This is a genomic window from Paraburkholderia sp. PAMB 6770, from assembly GCF_057748135.1.
The window spans coordinates 2,452,640-2,469,723 of record NZ_CM173238.1 but is presented as its reverse complement, the minus strand read 5'-3'; the positions used below and the strand labels follow the sequence as shown (position 1 = coordinate 2,469,723).

Annotated in this window: 10 protein-coding genes; all 10 read left to right on the top strand. The window is 58.4% G+C overall.

All coding sequences use genetic code 11. The features are described 5' to 3' along the window. The first annotated feature begins 372 nt into the window (after positions 1-372). The 10 genes from tssB (at position 373) to AC3AP7_RS11130 (ending at position 17,083) form a co-directional block, all read left to right on the top strand. Complete coding sequence (gene tssB / locus AC3AP7_RS11175) at positions 373-885, top strand: type VI secretion system contractile sheath small subunit (protein ID WP_475767974.1); 513 nt, start codon at positions 373-375, stop codon at positions 883-885. A 76-nt stretch (positions 886-961) separates the two neighbouring features. Beyond that, complete coding sequence (tssC, locus tag AC3AP7_RS11170; RefSeq protein ID WP_475763056.1) at positions 962-2,497, top strand: type VI secretion system contractile sheath large subunit; 1,536 nt, start codon at positions 962-964, stop codon at positions 2,495-2,497. A gap of 83 nt (positions 2,498-2,580) precedes the next feature. Next, positions 2,581-4,932 (top strand): type VI secretion system Vgr family protein, encoded by a 2,352-nt coding sequence (locus AC3AP7_RS11165; protein WP_475763060.1) that lies wholly within the window; start codon positions 2,581-2,583, stop codon positions 4,930-4,932. Next, positions 4,932-5,927 carry a DUF4123 domain-containing protein gene (locus AC3AP7_RS11160; RefSeq protein WP_475763062.1) on the top strand — a complete coding sequence of 332 codons (996 nt, stop codon included), beginning with the start codon at positions 4,932-4,934 and terminating at the stop codon, positions 5,925-5,927. The genes AC3AP7_RS11165 and AC3AP7_RS11160 overlap by 1 nt, the downstream gene beginning before the upstream one ends. A gap of 11 nt (positions 5,928-5,938) precedes the next feature. Further along, positions 5,939-6,715: a DUF3304 domain-containing protein gene (locus AC3AP7_RS11155; protein ID WP_475763064.1), complete on the top strand. Its 777-nt coding sequence runs from the start codon at positions 5,939-5,941 to the stop codon at positions 6,713-6,715. After that, positions 6,708-8,837: a transposase gene (locus AC3AP7_RS11150; RefSeq protein WP_487362642.1), complete on the top strand. Its 2,130-nt coding sequence runs from the start codon at positions 6,708-6,710 to the stop codon at positions 8,835-8,837. The genes AC3AP7_RS11155 and AC3AP7_RS11150 overlap by 8 nt, the downstream gene beginning before the upstream one ends. Before the next feature lie 784 nt (positions 8,838-9,621). Further along, positions 9,622-11,961, top strand: coding sequence for a type VI secretion system Vgr family protein (locus AC3AP7_RS11145; protein WP_475763066.1), 2,340 nt, complete (start codon positions 9,622-9,624; stop codon positions 11,959-11,961). A gap of 8 nt (positions 11,962-11,969) precedes the next feature. Next, positions 11,970-14,750 (top strand): hypothetical protein, encoded by a 2,781-nt coding sequence (locus tag AC3AP7_RS11140; RefSeq protein ID WP_475763068.1) that lies wholly within the window; start codon positions 11,970-11,972, stop codon positions 14,748-14,750. 8 nt (positions 14,751-14,758) lie between these two features. Beyond that, entirely contained in the window at positions 14,759-15,682 is a 924-nt protein-coding gene (locus tag AC3AP7_RS11135; RefSeq protein ID WP_475763070.1) for a hypothetical protein, read from the top strand. 162 nt (positions 15,683-15,844) lie between these two features. Further along, the gene (locus tag AC3AP7_RS11130; protein WP_475763072.1) at positions 15,845-17,083 is read left to right on the top strand and encodes a glycoside hydrolase family 19 protein; all 1,239 of its coding nucleotides are present in this window, start codon (positions 15,845-15,847) and stop codon (positions 17,081-17,083) included. Position 17,084 lies beyond the last annotated feature (1 nt).

Below are 17,084 nucleotides of genomic sequence, written 5' to 3'. Positions count from 1 at the left end.
TCCCTGTGATGTCCTTGTGATATCCGTGTGAGGCGGGCCCGGGCGGAGGGTCTGGACGATGTCCGCGCATTGCGCATGCGCCACGGTGACACGCGATATCGCCGCCCCGCGGAATTGGCATGAAGGCGTTGCGTGAAGGCGTTTTATCCGCTTCCGGTGCGCGCGGGCCGATAATCTTTGACTCGCTGACGATAATCCGTTCTAATACGCCGTCGCAAATAAAGTCGCATGAATAAAGGCCGCGCCATCGGGTGCCGTCAGCATTATTTCGCGATTGCGTATCGGCGCGGGTCTGCGCGGATGCGGCGCGAGGCACGGCATTGCGGCGGGCACGTTCTGCGGAATCCCGAACTGCACATCCTGAGGAGTACTATGGACAGCTTCCAGCGCGAAATCCCGAAAAGCCGCGTATCAATCACCCTGGACCTGCACACCGGCGGCGCTCAGAAGAAGGTCGAGCTGCCGCTCAAGCTGCTCGTCGCCGGCGACTTCAGCGCGGGCCGCGAGCAGGCGCCGCTCGCCGAGCGCAAGAAAGTCAACATCGACAAGAACAACTTCGATGCCGTGCTGGCCGATTACGCGCCGGATCTGCGTCTCGCTGCGGAGAACACGCTCGCCGGCGACGGCGCGGAGCTGCCGGTGAACCTGTCGTTCCGCTCGATGAAAGACTTCGAGCCGGAGCAGGTTGCCCGCCAGATTCCCGAGCTGCAGGCGCTGCTGGCGATGCGCAACCTGCTGCGCGACCTGAAATCGAATCTGCTCGATAACGGCACCTTCCGCCGCGAATTCGAAAAAATCCTGAAGGACAGGCGTCTGTCCGACCGGCTGCGCGGCGAACTCGCGCAGATCGCGACGGCGGCGACGCAGCCCGAAGGGCATGCCTGAGCGCCGCCGGCCCGAAACGGCTTTCACGGCTTTCACGGCTTTTCGCAACCGCGTTGCGCTTCAAACAGGAACCGACATGAACCAGAACGAATCCACACAGGGCGCGCCGCAGACCGTCGTGCTCGACACGGCGGACAGCGTGTACGCGTCGCTGTGCAACAAGATCAATCTCACGCCCGTGGCCGAGGCGCGCCCGCTCGAGGCATTTCGCGACAACGACATGCTGTCGGAGGCGTCCGCCGGCGAACGGATGGCGCGCGGCATGAGCGCGTTTCTCGAACTGGTCGCGCAGTCGAGTCAGCCGGTCGACCGGCTCGACAAGTCGCTGCTCGACTTCCACATCGGCCAGCTCGATCGCCAGATCGGCCGCCAGCTCGACGCAGTGATGCACGCGCCCGCGTTTCAGGCACTGGAAGGACGCTGGCGCGGCCTCAAGATGCTGGTGTCGCGCACGGATTTTCGCCGCAACGCGCGCATCGAAGTGCTCGACGTGTCGAAGGACGCGCTGCAGCGCGACTTCGAGGACACGCCTGAGCTGATCCAGAGCGGCCTGTATCGCCTCGCGTACATCGAGGAATACGATACGCCGGGCGGCCAGCCGATCAGCGCGATGATCAGCGACTTCGAATTCGCCAATTCGCCGATGGACGTGGCGCTGCTGCGCAACATCTCGAAGGTCGCGGCGGCGGCGCACATGCCGTTCATCGGCTCGGTGGGGGCGGCGTTCTTCGGCAAGCAGTCGATGGAAGAGGTGGCGGCCATCCAGGACATCGGCAACTACTTCGATCGTGCCGAGTACATCAAGTGGAAGAGCTTCCGCGACACGGACGACGCGCGCTATGTCGGCCTGACGATGCCGCGCGTGCTCGGCCGCCTGCCGTACGGCAAGGACACGGTGCCGGTGCGGGCGTTCAGCTACGAGGAGGCCGTGAAGGGCCCGGATCACGACCGCTACCTGTGGGTGAACGCGTCGTTTGCGTTCGCGGCGAACATGGTCCGCAGCTTCGTGAACAACGGCTGGTGCGTACAGATTCGCGGCCCGCAGGCGGGCGGCAAGGTCGAGGATCTGCCGGTGCATCTGTACGATCTCGGCACCGGCGTGCAGCCGAAAATCCCGACCGAGGTGCTGATTCCCGAAACGCGCGAGTTCGAGTTCGCGAATCTGGGCTTCATTCCGCTGTCGTTCTACAAGAACCACGACTTCGCGTGCTTCTTCTCGGCCAACTCGACGCAAAAGCCCGCGCTGTACGAAACGAAGGAAGCGAGCGCGAACAGCCGCATCAACGCGCGCCTGCCGTACATCTTCCTGCTTTCGCGCATCGCGCACTACCTGAAGCTGATCCAGCGCGAGAACATCGGCACGACCAAGGACCGGCGTCTGCTCGAACTGGAGCTGAACAACTGGGTCAAGGGCCTCGTGACCGAGATGAAGGATCCGGGCGACGAACTGCAGGCCTCGCACCCGCTGCGCGATGCGAAGGTGACGGTGGAAGACATCGAGGACAACCCGGGCTTCTTCCGCATCAAGCTCTTCATCATCCCGCACTTCCAGGTCGAGGGCATGGACATCGGGCTGTCGCTGGTGTCGCAGATGCCGAAGGCCAAAAGCTGATCTGACATTGTCGGCCTGACCGGCCGGGGCATCGCGAGGCGCCCCGGCCATATTGCTGTTGTCGTGTTCCCGTGAGGCTTCCGATGTCGATGGTCATGCCGCTGCAGGCTTATGAATTGAAACTGGCGCCGCATCCGGCGCCGTTCTCGGTCCTGAAATTCACGGGCGTCGACCGGATCAGCCAGCTGTACGGGTACGAGATCGAATTCACGAGCCCCGTGGCGGGAATCCCGATGGACCAGGTGATCGGGCGGCCCGCCCGGTTTACCATCGATCCGATCGATCCGGACATGGGCCATCTGCTCAGGATGCATGGCGAGAACGCGGCGAAGTTCAGCAAGAAGCCGCCGGCGCACACCATTCACGGCATCATCACGAAGTTCGACGAATGCGGCACGTCCGCCGATGAGACCCGCTACCGGGTGATCCTCGAACCGAAGCTGGCGGATCTCAACCGGGGGGCGATGAGCCGGCTGTTCCAGAAACAGTCGGCGGACGAGATCATCACCGACACGTTGCGACATTTCGGCTACCGGGCCGGGGTCGACTTCGTCTTCAAGCTGCGCGGCACCTACAAGCGGCACGAGTACGTTACGCAGTATCACGAAACCACGTTCGCCTTCATTCAGCGTCTCTGTGCCGAAGAAGGCATCTGGTTCCGGTGGGAGCAGAAGAAGGACTACGCCGTCATGGTATTCGGCGACGATCTGGATGCGTATGCGCGCAAGCCGCGTGTCGTACCGTACCGTCGTGACTCCGGGCTCGAAAGCGTCGGCGCCGATTCGATCAGGACGCTGCGGCGACGAACGAGGCGTGTGCCCGGGTCCGTCAGGCTGCACGACTACAACCACCGGCAAGCCGATGTATCGCTGCTCGTCGAGGAGAATACGGCGAAGGGCGACACAAGCACCGATGCTGTCGACTACCACTGGGGTGAGCACTACGAAACGCCGGAAGAAGGCAAAAATATCGCGCGCCTGAGGCATGAGGCATATCTGGCGGGACAGATCAGCTTCACCGGCACCGGTAATCCGTTCTGGCTGGAAGCAGGCGAGGTCATGCAGGTCGACCCGGTGCAGGTCGATGCGAAGCACGGGATCTTCGTCACGTCGGTGCGCTCGCATGGGGCGCGCAGCCAGTCATACCGGGTGACGTTCGAGGGCATTCCGTCCGACCGGGTCTGGCGGACCGCCATGGATACGATCCCGCGACCCGCGATTACCGGCATTCTGCCGGCGCGTATCACATCGCCCGGGAATTACCGATATGCCTACGTTACGGAAGAAGGCTGGTATGTCATCAAGCTGCCCTTCGATCTGGACGAGTGGAGCCCGGGCGGAACGAGCCGGCCGGTGCGGTTCGCCAAGCCGTACAGCGGCAACAACTATGGTCATCACTTCCCGCTGATCGACGGGGCGGAAGTGGCGCTCGCATTTACTGCATCGGATCCAAACCGGCCGGTCATCATGGGCGCGATGCATGACAGCCTGCATCCCGATCTCGTCACCAACCTGAACAATACGCGAAATCTCATTCGCACGGCGGCGCAGAATGAATTGCGGATGGAGGACAAGGAGGGCGTCGAGCACATTCACCTCACGACACCTTTCCAGACCAGCGAGCTCAATCTCGGGCATATGGTCGATGCGGATCGCAAGGAGCGGGGGCAGGGTGCGGAGTTGCGCACCGATGGACATGTGGTTGTGCGGGGGGCGAAGGGGGTGCTCGTTTCTGCTGAAGCGCAGCCAGGTGCCACGGGGCAGCAGGTCGACATGACTGAGGCGAGGGAACAACTGCAGCGAGCCATGGACCATATGGAGTCGCTGACGGAGGCTGTCCGGGCCGCCGAAGCAACGGTTGCCGAACTGCAAAAGCAGAAGGACCTCTATGCACACGCACTCGACGGCCTGAAGCGTGCAGCCATCCTCATGAGTGCGCCGGCGGGCATCGGCCTCACCACCGGCGGACACCTTCATACAAACGCAGATCAGAATCTGATCGCGACGGCGGGCGGCAACTACGATGTGGGTGTCATGCATAACTACACCGTCGCGGCGGGCCGTCAGGTGGCGCTCTTTGCACAGGCAGAGGGTATGCGACTTGTTGCGGCGAAGCAGGACATTCTGGCACAGGCGCGTACCGGCGGCATGACGCTCGCGGCGTCAAAGGCCATGCAGTTCACGAGCGTCGAGGGAACGATCACCGCTGTTTCGAAGGGCGCTCTCACACTTTCCAGTAATGGAGCGTACATCAAGATCGATAACGGCAATATCGAGCTCGGCTGCCCGGGCGACATTACGCTCAAGTGCGGGAATTTCCACTGGACTGGACCGGGCAATCTGTCGCTGCCGTTACCCGCAATGCCGATCGGACCGTGCAGGGAATGTTTGCTTGATGCCCAACGCGGCGTCGAAGCGATGACGGAGGTCGCGTGATGTCGAATTCCGTCGGCCCGACTTCGGTCAATGACGTCGAATCGGTGTGGCAGCAGTGGCGCGAACGTCTACTGGCGCAATGCGAGGATCTGTCAAAAGACGGGCAGCAAACGCAGCTTTATCTGCTGGTCGATTCTCGCGCTAACCCCGGCGTTGACAGGCTTCTCGCCCAGGTGCCACGGCTTGCCTGGACTTCGCTTTGGCACGATTCGGTGCTTGAGTCCTATACGGACATCGCGCCGTGTCTGATCCAGCTTGACCGGATTGTGCTGTCTGATCCACGCGATCTGCAGAATCGACTGCTCCGGCGTCTCTGGAGAGAGTCGCTGGGCCTGTACATGTTGACGTGGCTATGGTCGCCCTCGTCGCTTGAATCGTTGAGCAGGCATTTGCGGTACCACTGCCGATACGCTACACCGGACAAGCGCGCGTTTTTCCTGCACTTTTACGACAACCGCATCCTGAAGCGGTTGCGCGCTGTCTGGACCTCCGGGCAGGCGCACCGGTTTCTGTCGCCGTGCGTCGAGGTCTGGTATCGCGACCGGGATCTGACCGAGGTTGTCTGGCGCAATGATGTCGAGGCCGCTGAAGGCGCTGTCATGGGCGAGTATGTATTGACGAATGAGCAGCACAGCGAACTGCTTCGGCTCGGTCAGGCCGATAAGCTCGCGATGCAGTTGCGCGGCATGTACGACGAGATGCTCGGTGATGTTCCGGATTTAACGCTCTATGCTCGTATCTCTGAGCAACTCGAGCGAGCAGCCCGCTATCGCATCAACAGCGACGACGATCTGCTGAATTATGTTTCAAAAGGCCTCGTCGTTTCGCCATGTTTCGATGAACATCCAGTGATCCGTGAGCGGCTCAGACGTGCTGTGGATGGTGAAAGCACTCACCATGAGGCGCTGTCCAGGATCGACCGTAGTGTGTTGAACGAGGCGTCGCGCATGGTCGCCCCTGAAATCGCTCAAAGCCACGCAAGTTCCAACCCATGACGAAACGAGTGATGGTGCTGCTCTTCGTGATCGTGGTGCTAGTGGGCTGGTGCGCTTTCGATTCGGAACCTGTTTACCGGGGAGTGAGCGTGGAGGGCATGAACTACACGCCTTTCAATCTCAGCGACTTCACCATTCATGACAAATACGGCAACACCGCCAGTGGCGGCGGAGACCTCATGCCCAGTGCCGGTGCCGGTCGCCTGAGTTGTTGCTACACGTTGAAGGGAACGGATTTTACGGTTGACTGGGAGGTGTACGACGCTGATGAAGCTGCCAGGAATCTTTACGCCCCTATCAAGAAAATTCACAAGACAACGCAGGTGCATTTCCCGGAGACAAAAATATCCGGCGGTGCCGGCGAGGCAGTGCTGGCCGTGCACTTCTACCCCGACGACCATATCGAGTTCGAGTTTCGGCATGACATGAGGGGGACAAGAATCGACTATACGGAAGTGGACTACTGGTTTCAAACGAAATATGGCAAGGCCGCGAACCCGGACGGCCTGGACGACGCTTTCGCGTATCGACGTACCGCGCGCGTCGCATCGCAGGGTTGGTTGAAGTACCACCTGACCGATGCGGTAGACCTCGAGCAGTACGTGTACTACACATTGCTCGTCAATCCGGAATTTGACGAGCATCCTGCGGTGCAACGCATCCTTCGGGAAACGAAGGGGAAACCTGGGGCGTTTGGCGCCGCCATGCAGAAACTGCCCGATTCGGTGGTTCAGGAAATCCGGAGCAATCACTTTGATCACGCGCGGACAGGAGCCGCCCATGGCTGAAACGACACAACTCGATCCGGCCGATCGGACGCCGCTGGATGTAAAGGTAGCGATTGGCGAGAACCAGAAAGCATTCCCCAAGGACGACTGCATTCCTTGTGGCGCGGTGGTTCACATGGGTTTCTTTTTCGACGGATTCGGACGGCATCGTGACCACGACGACAAGACTACATCGAGATACTCGAATATTTGCAGGCTCTGGGAGGCTCACCGGGATAATGTTGATCGGCGTCGTCAAACGATGCCGAATCAATTCTGGTATCCGTTCTATTATTCTGGCCTCGGCACGGACCTGAATCAAGACGCGAAGGCAGGGCAGGTCAAGTCTGCAGGCATGAAGCTGGCGGCGCAAAGCGCAAAAGCTGCCCAGGATAAAGCCGTCAGCGCCGGCAAGAAGATCACCGGCATTGATCGCCTTGAAATCAAGCCGAAAGACGCAATGACGGATGGCTTCAAGAAAGGGCTTGAGGATTTTTCTTACCGGCCGGTGGTCAAGTCTTTTAATGACCTCATCGATGGGGCCGCAAACTCAGCGAAGAGTGTGGGACGGGTCCTGAGGCTCGAGCAGAATGATCGCTGGGTCAGACGTGGGCGGGCGGCCATCCGTGCATCGCTCTACGACATCAAGAACCATCCGATGGCGGCTGGGTTCGAAGTTGCAAAAGACGTATTTGTCGGTGTCGCACTCGATTCGATTCCCTGGTTTCGGGACAATCGGGCGATTGCGCGATTGTTGGGCACGGGTGTCGAGGACCGGCTCGCGGCGGCGATGACCCAGTTCAAGAACGCGATCGACGACGTAAAGTTGACGATACCCAAGATTCAGCGGATTCAGGTTTCCATCTTCGGCGCTGATCGAGGCGGGGTCATCGCGCGCGCGTTTGCGAACGAACTGACGGAAACCTACAAGCACCCGAGCGAGGCGAAGCTGGCCTACGTCGATCCCAGGGATCCTAACCATACGGCGGTTCCCATTCAGATCAAATTTCTGGGATTGCTGGATGCCGTATCGTCGCTGATGGAGGACAATCAGCTGCTGAACATGCTGCCGGTTCTGGGTATGGTGAAACAGAACTACGGTGACCAGAAGTTGTCCGTGCCCGAATCGGTTGAACGTTGCGTGCATTTTGCCGCGGCGCATGAGCTGCGTTTCTACCAGCGCCTCGACAGTCTCGAGAGGACCCGCGGAGTCCAGTACCTGTATCCGGGTACCAGTGAAGACATTACCGGTGGGGCGCCGCCGGGCACACTGGGTGCGCGTGCCGAACTGCAACGCGTTGTCTTGCGCGACATGCTGAATGAGGCGGTATCGTACGGCGTGGTGCTCGATACGATGGAAAGTTTGAAGAAATCGAAACCGATGACTTACGAGAAATTCACCCTCGCGCATCCGATTTCAGACGGCAAGGCAACGTACAAGATCTGGGATCTGATCGATGCCTACCGAAACCTTGTCCCGTACGTCGCCCGGCTGAACTTCATCGATCACATGCGGGTTTTCCTGCGCTGGATGGCCGCACGGTATCAGTCGCCGGCATTCCGATCCTCGGTGACGAGCCGTTTCGACGCGCTGGACGCACAGCATCGCCATGATCTTCGGACGCTCAAAGACGCACAGGCGGCCGCGGCAGCGGCCCGGGCAGCGGGGGGCGACGCAAAGTCTTGGGCATCGGCGCAGGCGCGTGCAATGGATGCACAGGACAGCGAATTGGCGTCATTCAGACCTGCTCAGCTCGAAAAGAGCCGTCCTTCGGAAGGTGTATGGGAGCGAATCCAGCGCGAGTCGGGAGAGATGATGCAACGCGAGTCGCAGCAAGCCGGCTTGCGTCATTCCTTGAGCCAGATAAGTGATCGGACACAAAGCCGGGTGCAACCGTGGGGTACTGACCCGGAAACAAGTGCATCCGTCATCGAGTCAGCCATGATGACGCCTGAAGTGAAAAAAGGCTTTGTTCTGTTGCCACGTCGCTGGGTGGTCGAGCGCAGCTTTGGCTGGTTGAACCGTTTCCGGCGACTGGCCCGAGACTATGAGCGATTGCCCGAAACCCTGGCCGGCCTGCACTTTGTCGTCTTCACCGTGCTTATGCTTGTCCACTTCGTAGACCTCAGCAAAAATTCCTAACACGCCATAGACATTTGTATACCCTATGCGTATGCTTCGAGGTGCGCATTTGTTAAAATAAATTAACGTTAAATCTGTATTTATCCGCGAAAGGGCGTCACAAAAAACTTCAATATAAGATTTTCTTGACATGAGTTGTCTATTTCTGACGATCGTCAGGGAAAGTCTTGAGGCAGGAGGGGCTTCAATGCCGCTGTGGATTGCCTTTGCGATCTCGCTCCGGTTCTGCGATTGTCAAATTTCCACGAGAATTTCGCGGCTATCTCATTAAAGGCGTCCGTTGAAGTGGTGCTTGCGTATTTATCTCATTAAAGTGGAATCGCTTTTGCCGGTTGATGGAGAATTTTCTTTGACGGTCTGATAATAATCCGGTCTAATACGCCACGGTAAACCAAGCCGCAAGAATGGAAGCCTCACAATGGGGCGTCGTCAGCACGGTTGCAGTTGCCTGATGATCGCAGGGGCATGATGCTGGCTTCCCTATCGCTACGGGCGAATTCGGTGGAGATCGTCAGCGTGATTTAGTAAGGAGTGTTACGGAAATCTTCCCGGGAAAAATTCCAGAAGGTCGGGTCTCCATTGCGCTTGACCTTCATCCGGGAGGGGCACAGTAGAAGGGCTTCCAGGTCGAGGGCATGGACATCGGGCTGTCGGTGGTGTCGCAGATGCCGGAGGCCAAACGTTAAACCGGACTGATCCGGTCAGTCTCGTATGCCGGTCGCCGGAGCCGTGATGGCTCCGGCGGTGCTGTTCAGATCTCCCACCCGTTCAACGGAGTTCTTGCGTGTCGTCAATCCTGCCTACCCAGGCCTATGAGTTGAAGCTCGCGCCGCATCCGGCGCTGTTCTCGGTGCTGAAGTTCAGCGGCCGGGATGCCGTGAGCGAGCTGTATCACTACGACATCGAGTTCACCAGTCCGACGGCCGGTATGCCGATGGATCAGGTGGTCGGCCGACCGGCGAGATTCACCGTTGCTCCGGTTGACCCGAACATGGATTCTCTGCGCAAGATGTTCGGGGAGAACGCCGGGCAGTTCAGCAAGATGCCGCCCGCGCGCACCATCCACGGCATCATCACGGAGTTCGATGAATTTGCAACAACGGCCGACCAGACGCACTACCGGGTCCGGCTCGAGCCGGTGCTCGCGGACCTGAACCGGGGCGTCACGAGCCGGTTGTTCCAGAAGCAGTCGGTCGAGGAAATCGTGACCGACACGCTGCGCCATTATGGCTACCGCGCCGGCGTCGATTTCATGTTCCAGCTGCGCGGCAAGTACAAGCGGCACGAATACGTTACGCAATACCACGAGACAACGTTTGCCTTCATCCAGCGCATCTGTGCGCAGGAGGGCATCTGGTTCCGCTGGGAGCAGAAGAAGGATCACGCCGTGATCGTGTTCGGCGACGATCTCGATGCCTATGCGCGCAAGCAGCGCACGGTCGCGTACCGGCGTGACTCGGGGCTCGAGAGTTCCGGCGCGGATGCGATCAAGACGCTTGAGAAGCGTACCCGGCGCGTGCCTGAAGCGGTGCGCCTGCACGACTACAACCACCGGCAGGCGGGCGTATCGCTCCTCGTCGAGGAAAACGCTGCGCGTGCCGACAAGTCGACGAACGGGATCGATTACCGCTGGGGGGAGCATTACGAGACGCCGGAGGAGGGTAGGCAGATCGCCCGTCTGCGTCACGAGGCGTATCTGGCGAACCAGATCACCTTCAAAGGCACCGGCAATCCGTTCTGGCTCGAAGCGGGTGAAGTCATGCGCGTCGAGCCGGTCCAGGCCGACGCGAAACACGGGCTCTTCATCACGGCAGTGGAGTCGAGCGGTGGCCGTAGCCAATCGTATTGGGTGACCTTCGAAGGCATCCCGTCCGATCGTGTGTATCGGACGCCGATCGCTTCGGTCACACGACCGGCCATTGACGGCATCCTGCCGGCGCGCATTACGTCGCCGGGGAACTACAGATACGCGTACCTGACGGAGCAGGGCTGGTACGTGATCAAGCTGCCGTTCGATCTCGACGAGTGGAGTCCGGGCGGAACGAGCCGGCCGGTGCGGCTTGCCAAGCCCTACAGCGGCAGCAACTATGGTCATCACTTTCCGCTGATCGACGGCGCGGAAGTGGCCATCATCTTTACCGATGGCGATCCGGACCGGCCCGTGATCATCGGGGCCATGCATGACAGCCTGCATCCTGACCTGGTCAATAACCTCGATCACACCCGCAACATCGTTCGCACGGCGGCGCAGAACGAGCTGCGGATGGAGGACAAGGAAGGCGTCGAACACATCCATCTGACGACGCCCTTCCAGACCAGCGAGCTCAATCTTGGGCACATGGTCGACGGTGATCGCAAGGAGCGTGGGCGTGGCGCGGAATTGCGCACCGATGGGCTGGCTGCTGTTCGGGGTGCGAAGGGTGTGCTGATTACCGCCGAAGGGCAGCCAGGCACTGCCGGCCAGCACCTCGCGATGCAGGATGCCGGCATGACGCTCGAACAGGCCGAACAAATCCTGCATACGCTCAATGACTCGGCAAACGCGGCGAAGGCGTTGCAGGCTGACATCGATCAACAGCGCGTGCTGATCCAGCAAAAGCTCAAGCGGCTTCAAAAGCCCGTTATCGTCGCGACGGCTCCCGATGGCGTTGGGCTCGCAAGTGGCCAGCAGATGCAGCTTGCTGCCCGCAAGCAAATGTTTGTCACTGCTGGAGACGGGCTCGACATCGGCGTCATGAAGCGCATGGCAGTCGCGGCTGGCGAAGCGATCTCGTTTTTTGCAGCGCGGCTTGGGATCCGGATTCTCGCCGCGAGGGGAAAAGTCCAGGTCCAGGCACAGTCGGACACGATGGAACTGATGTCGATGCATGACATGACAGCCAGTTCGTCGGACGGCGAGGTGATTATCACGGGCCGCAAGGGTGTCACGCTCGGCGATGGGTCTGGCGCCTACATCAAGCTCTCGGGCGGCAAGATCATTCTCGGCAGTCCGGCTGGAGAAATCGAGCTCAAGGGCAACCTGAAAGTCGACGGCCCTGACGGTGGCAGCTTCAAATTCCCGACATGGTCCAGGGCGCCGCTCAACGATGTGAAGGACGCAACGAACTTCGGATTTTCTGAATAAGCTCAATCATGACAAGCCAACCTGTACCGAAGAAGCCGCAAGCGCCGACGCCAGCGAAGCTGAAGCCGTTGCCGTTCGCCTTTCCGTTTCTGCGCAAGGGACGGGGTCAATCCGGGGCTTCCGCACAATTCACCGACGAGCACGAGATCTACCGCCTGCTGGCCGAGCGCGAGCCATCAGGCGCGTATCTCGTGAGCCGCAAGGGCATGTGGCATGGTGGAATCCACGTCACGGAGGCCGGTGCCGGGCAATCGCTGGATCTTGACGCGGGGCTGCGCTGCATCGCCGATGGCGTGCTGATCGCGTTTCGTGCCAACAAAACCTATCCGGTTAGCGAGATCGCTGCGACCGATGGCGGATCACCGGTTCAGGCGCCGTATAGCACGGGCTTCGCGCTGGTGCGGCACACGATGGAGTTCCCCCAGGGCACGAAGCTGACGTTCTACAGCCTGTACATGCACCTGATGTCCAACGAGGATTACGCGAACTTCCCGAAGCGTGACAGGCCGTCGTACTGGTCGCGGCAATGGAAGGTGACGCCGCACGGGCAGGATAAGCCTTCGCCGGGGCGCAACGGGCAGGTTGCCGATTCGTCGCAGCAGGGGCTGAGGGTTCGCAAAAGCCCGCACGGCGAAATCGTTGGCATCCTGCCGCAGGGCGCGAGCGTGAGCATCGGCAGGCAGGAAAAGGGCTGGGGCCAGGTGACGGAACTGCACGAGGCCGTGCTGTATCCGCCGGAAGCCGGCGGATACGTCGAGCCGTCCCGTGCCGTCGGCGGCTGGATTTATCTGGGCCAGGAAAACGGCGGGCCGCTCGTGGAGGAGGTGATCCCCGACTCGACGTTCGACCGCGTGATCGTGACGGCGAATCGGACGTGTACAAAGGAGCATCCGCAAGGCGACGGCGGTATTCCCGTCAAGGCAGGCGACCCGATGGGTCACCCTGGTCGTTACGACGCGCTGAATCAAGGCACGTCCGGAACCCGGATGGCCCACATCGAGGTGTTCTGCGACGACGGCATCGAGTCGTTCCTCGGGCAGGGGCGTGCATGGGTCAACCAGCACGGTCCGCACAAGGAGGACTGGGCGACGCTGGGGCTGCCATCGGAGCCGACAATTCTGCGGATTGCGCCGGGCACGGTGCTGTATCAACGCACCCAGGGCAATAAATTCGTCCCGGGTGCAGACCCGCAGTCAAGAAAGACGGATACCGTTCAGGTGTATTCGCTCGCCGAACTGGCGCGTGACCCGAAGCGGCGAATCCCCGAGCCGCATCCGAACCCCGATCCCGGTTACGCGGTGAACTGGTGGCACGTGGACGGCGTGAATGCACAGGGTCAACCGGTCGGGGGCTGGGTATGCGACTTCAATCACGCGGGCGGGCGGGTGACGCGGGAATTCGCGCAGAAGTGGATCGACTTCGAGTGCGTGGCGGATACCCATGATCCGGCGCATACGATCTTTGCGACGACCCAGGGGTGGGTTGATTATGCGAGCGGCGCCGAGGTTGCCGAGCGTGCGTCGCGTTCGAAGCTCAGTCCCTTGATGCTGAAGGTCTATAACGTCCTGTTCACGAGAGGCGATGGGAGGCAGGCAGCGGATGAACTATGCACGCTGGCGCAGACCGAACGTGGCGGGTATCCGTGGCTGATGCAGGCTGCATCACGGCTGATCGTCAGGCACGAAAGCGAGTGGGCGAACCCGTCGAAGTGGAAGCAGCTGATCGCCGAGTTGGAGAAGCGGACAGGGCCCAAGCCGCAGCACGAGGAAGAGCAGAAACGGATCGACAGGCTCGTGTGGTGGGATGAGGTGAAGGCCGGTGTGCCGGGTTTCCCGGGACCTGAGGTCTATCACGTCAATCCTGTTGCTATCGTGGGGAATTTTTTCAACGACGATACTTGCGCCTGCGGATGTTGCCTTGGCAAGGTGTTTAACCGCTATCGTTGGGTGAGACATCGCCGTAACCTTCCGCCACAGACGTACTTTGGCCCTGTCTATGCGGGTACAAAGAAGTTGGACAAGTTCACAGGATGGGATGACCTCATTGTTAAGTCCAAGGCCACTGAGGACGAAAAAGCGATCGTGATCGCCATGTCGTCCAACGAAGGCAATATGGATGCCGTACAGGCTTGGGATTGGCAGACATTCAGTGCCGGTGCAATGCAGAAGACGGTGACACCAGAAGGCTACGGAGAGCTCCCGCAACAGATTTGGGAGTTCCAAAACGAAAATCCTAGTCTGTTTCAGGAAATTTTTTGCCAATGTGGATGGTCGATTAAACAGGAAAAAGGCCCGAGGATTTACTATTCATCCAGTGATACCGCAAACAAGGAAATTACCGGACAGGAACTCTATGACTTCATCAAGAAAGGGTTTCAAGAAGCGGACAGTGGATTCCCAAAGGAATCGAAACCATTGGCTTCCATTGCGCACGCGATGATAAATGATGAGTATCAGAAGAAGCAGGTTGTGGATTTTATTGGCCGTTTACACATTGCCATCGCTAAGAAGCCGAGTGGCTATAGCAATTCTGCAAGTGACTTCTTTTTGTCCCGTTTGGGTCGCGCACTTGTCCTTGATCAAGACGTCAACGCACCCGGTAATGTCACTACAGATCTTGGAGCGTCAATTGATACACTTCGGGAACGACATGCGAGACTGAGCGCAGACCCTACGCACTGGGGTGAGAACAGGTCGCAGTATGAAGCCGAACTTATTCAGATATATGGCTCATCACGCCACATGAATTCCGCTGTAGAACGTTACAATCAACTTCGCGGTCGGCTATAGGGCTTCAAATGATTCGTAAATCAATATTTATATTATTAGCAGTACTGTCCACCTGCGTTCAGGCCGAGGTAAATGTGTCGGGTGAATCAAGTGTTTTAGAGTATGCCAATGGTGGGGGCAATGTCTACCGATCTTTACGCTTTAAGCGCCCAGATGGCACGATGTTTACCCCTTTCGATGAGGGATTGAGCTTTTACAAGCCCGGCGCAAACAGTCTGTCTCCGGACAGGCAATACTCGATCGTGAGTTTTTCTGCCCAAGGAGATCTCGATGATTCCAACGGTGTGTCTGTGCAGGCCGAGTATCTATGTGCTTTCGTACGTATGAAGGACGGCTGTGTTGTGCATGTGGCGCAAGATGCCATCTGTGGTGGAGAGTGGCATCCGCCTCATCAGTGGTCCATCAATATTGAGCCGATCTTCGATAATCCACCTAATGCAGCCGACACCTATGCCGCTTACGCATCGAAACACAAAAGTGGGCACCAAGTTTCACAGCCCCCAATCTTAGCATATCTGGCGGAAGGTACTACATTTGACAATCTGCTTGCGTGCGATCCACCTAATTCAGGTAACAGAAGCATTTATTCGAAGCTACTTATCCAATTACAGGGAGATGGCGACACGGAAAACGCCGCGAAGCTGAAGAAGATCCTGAGTGATGACCGGAATGAGACGTCTATCCACGTAGCGCAAATTGAGCCGGGCGCCTGGGTTGCCCACGCTGTGATTTCCAAGAAGGCGTATCTTTATGAAAAACCCGAGAAATCATCAGTTACCAGAGCCTACCTTGTGCAAGGTGATTCGGTATTGGTGAATCGATCTAGTTTGTCGCAGGGATTTATGGCATCAAGGTATCGCCAGAAAAATGGAAACGTTATCGAACGATGGATTCGTTGTGAAGATGTGAATGCATGCTCCGCAGGTAATTGAGTCATCGATTTTTAATTCCTCAGAGGGTGTTGTGGAAAAATTAGATGAAGGGTGGGATGGTAAGATGAATGGGAAGCCCGTTCACTATACATTTAAGGATGCTTCTTCGATTCGGAAAGCTCTTAACCAACTCGGTTATTGAGCGGCTACAACGATAGGCGCGTGATTATGGATGCGAGGGGAAGGATCGAGGGGACTCTGGGCCAGGAAAACGGCGGGCCGCTCGTGGAGGAGGTGATCCCCGACTCGACGTTCGACCGCGTGATCGTGACGGCGAATCGGACGTGTACAAAGGAGCATCCGCAAGGCGACGGCGGTATTCCCGTCAAGGCAGGCGACCCGATGGGTCACCCTGGTCGTTACGACGCGCTGAATCAAGGCACGTCCGGAACCCGGATGGCCCACATCGAGGTGTTCTGCGACGACGGCATCGAGTCGTTCCTCGGGCAGGGGCGTGCATGGGTCAACCAGCACGGTCCGCACAAGGAGGAGCTGATCGCCGAGTTGGAGAAGCGGACAGGGCCCAAGCCGCAGCACGAGGAAGAGCAGAAACGGATCGACAGGCTCGTGTGGTGGGATGAGGTGAAGGCCGGTGTGCCGGGTTTCCCGGGACCTGAGATTTTTCATATTCATCCGGTTGCGTTGGTGGGGAATTTTTCACAAGAACTCGGAATTATCACACTTGAAATGCTCGCCGCCGTTGATCCGAATGGTAGCGAATCTTATCACCGGCAGATTCTCCCATCGCTCAATAAGTACGCGAAAGGTTATCAAGTCACCACTCCGAGAAGGATCGCCCATTTTCTCTCGCAGATCGCTGTCGAGAGCGGCTTTAAAAATGTCGAAGAAAGGCTCTCATATTCGGCGAAACGAATGAAGCAGATTTTTGGGTGCAATGCTCCGCCAAAAGGAAAAAGGGCCTATAACGAAGTGTCGGGTGAGATTGTCTGCAACTTTGGACGGAAGCGGGAAAAATTATGGACCGAAACAAGCAAGTACGAATATAATCCAAAAAATCTCGCAAGCTATGTTTATATGGATCGGTACAAAAATGGAAGCGAGGAATCTGGCGACGGCTATAAATATCGCGGCAGAGGATTGATACAAACAACATTCAAAAGCAACTACGTGGTGCTCACAGATGAGCATAATCGAAGATTCCCGGATAATCAGCGCGATTTCGTAGAAAATCCAGATCTTGTTCTTAGCGATTTGGAGTATGGGGTCGAGTCGGCCTTTGTGTTTTGGGCCGTCACGAAAAATGTAAACGGAGTTTCGGATTCTGGGAATGTCCATGCGATTTCGAAGGCGGTAAATGGTGGCACAATTGGATATCCAGAACGCTTGATTGCATATAACAATGTAGCCCCAATTCTTGGGCTCCCCAAAGAGGTGGCGTAAA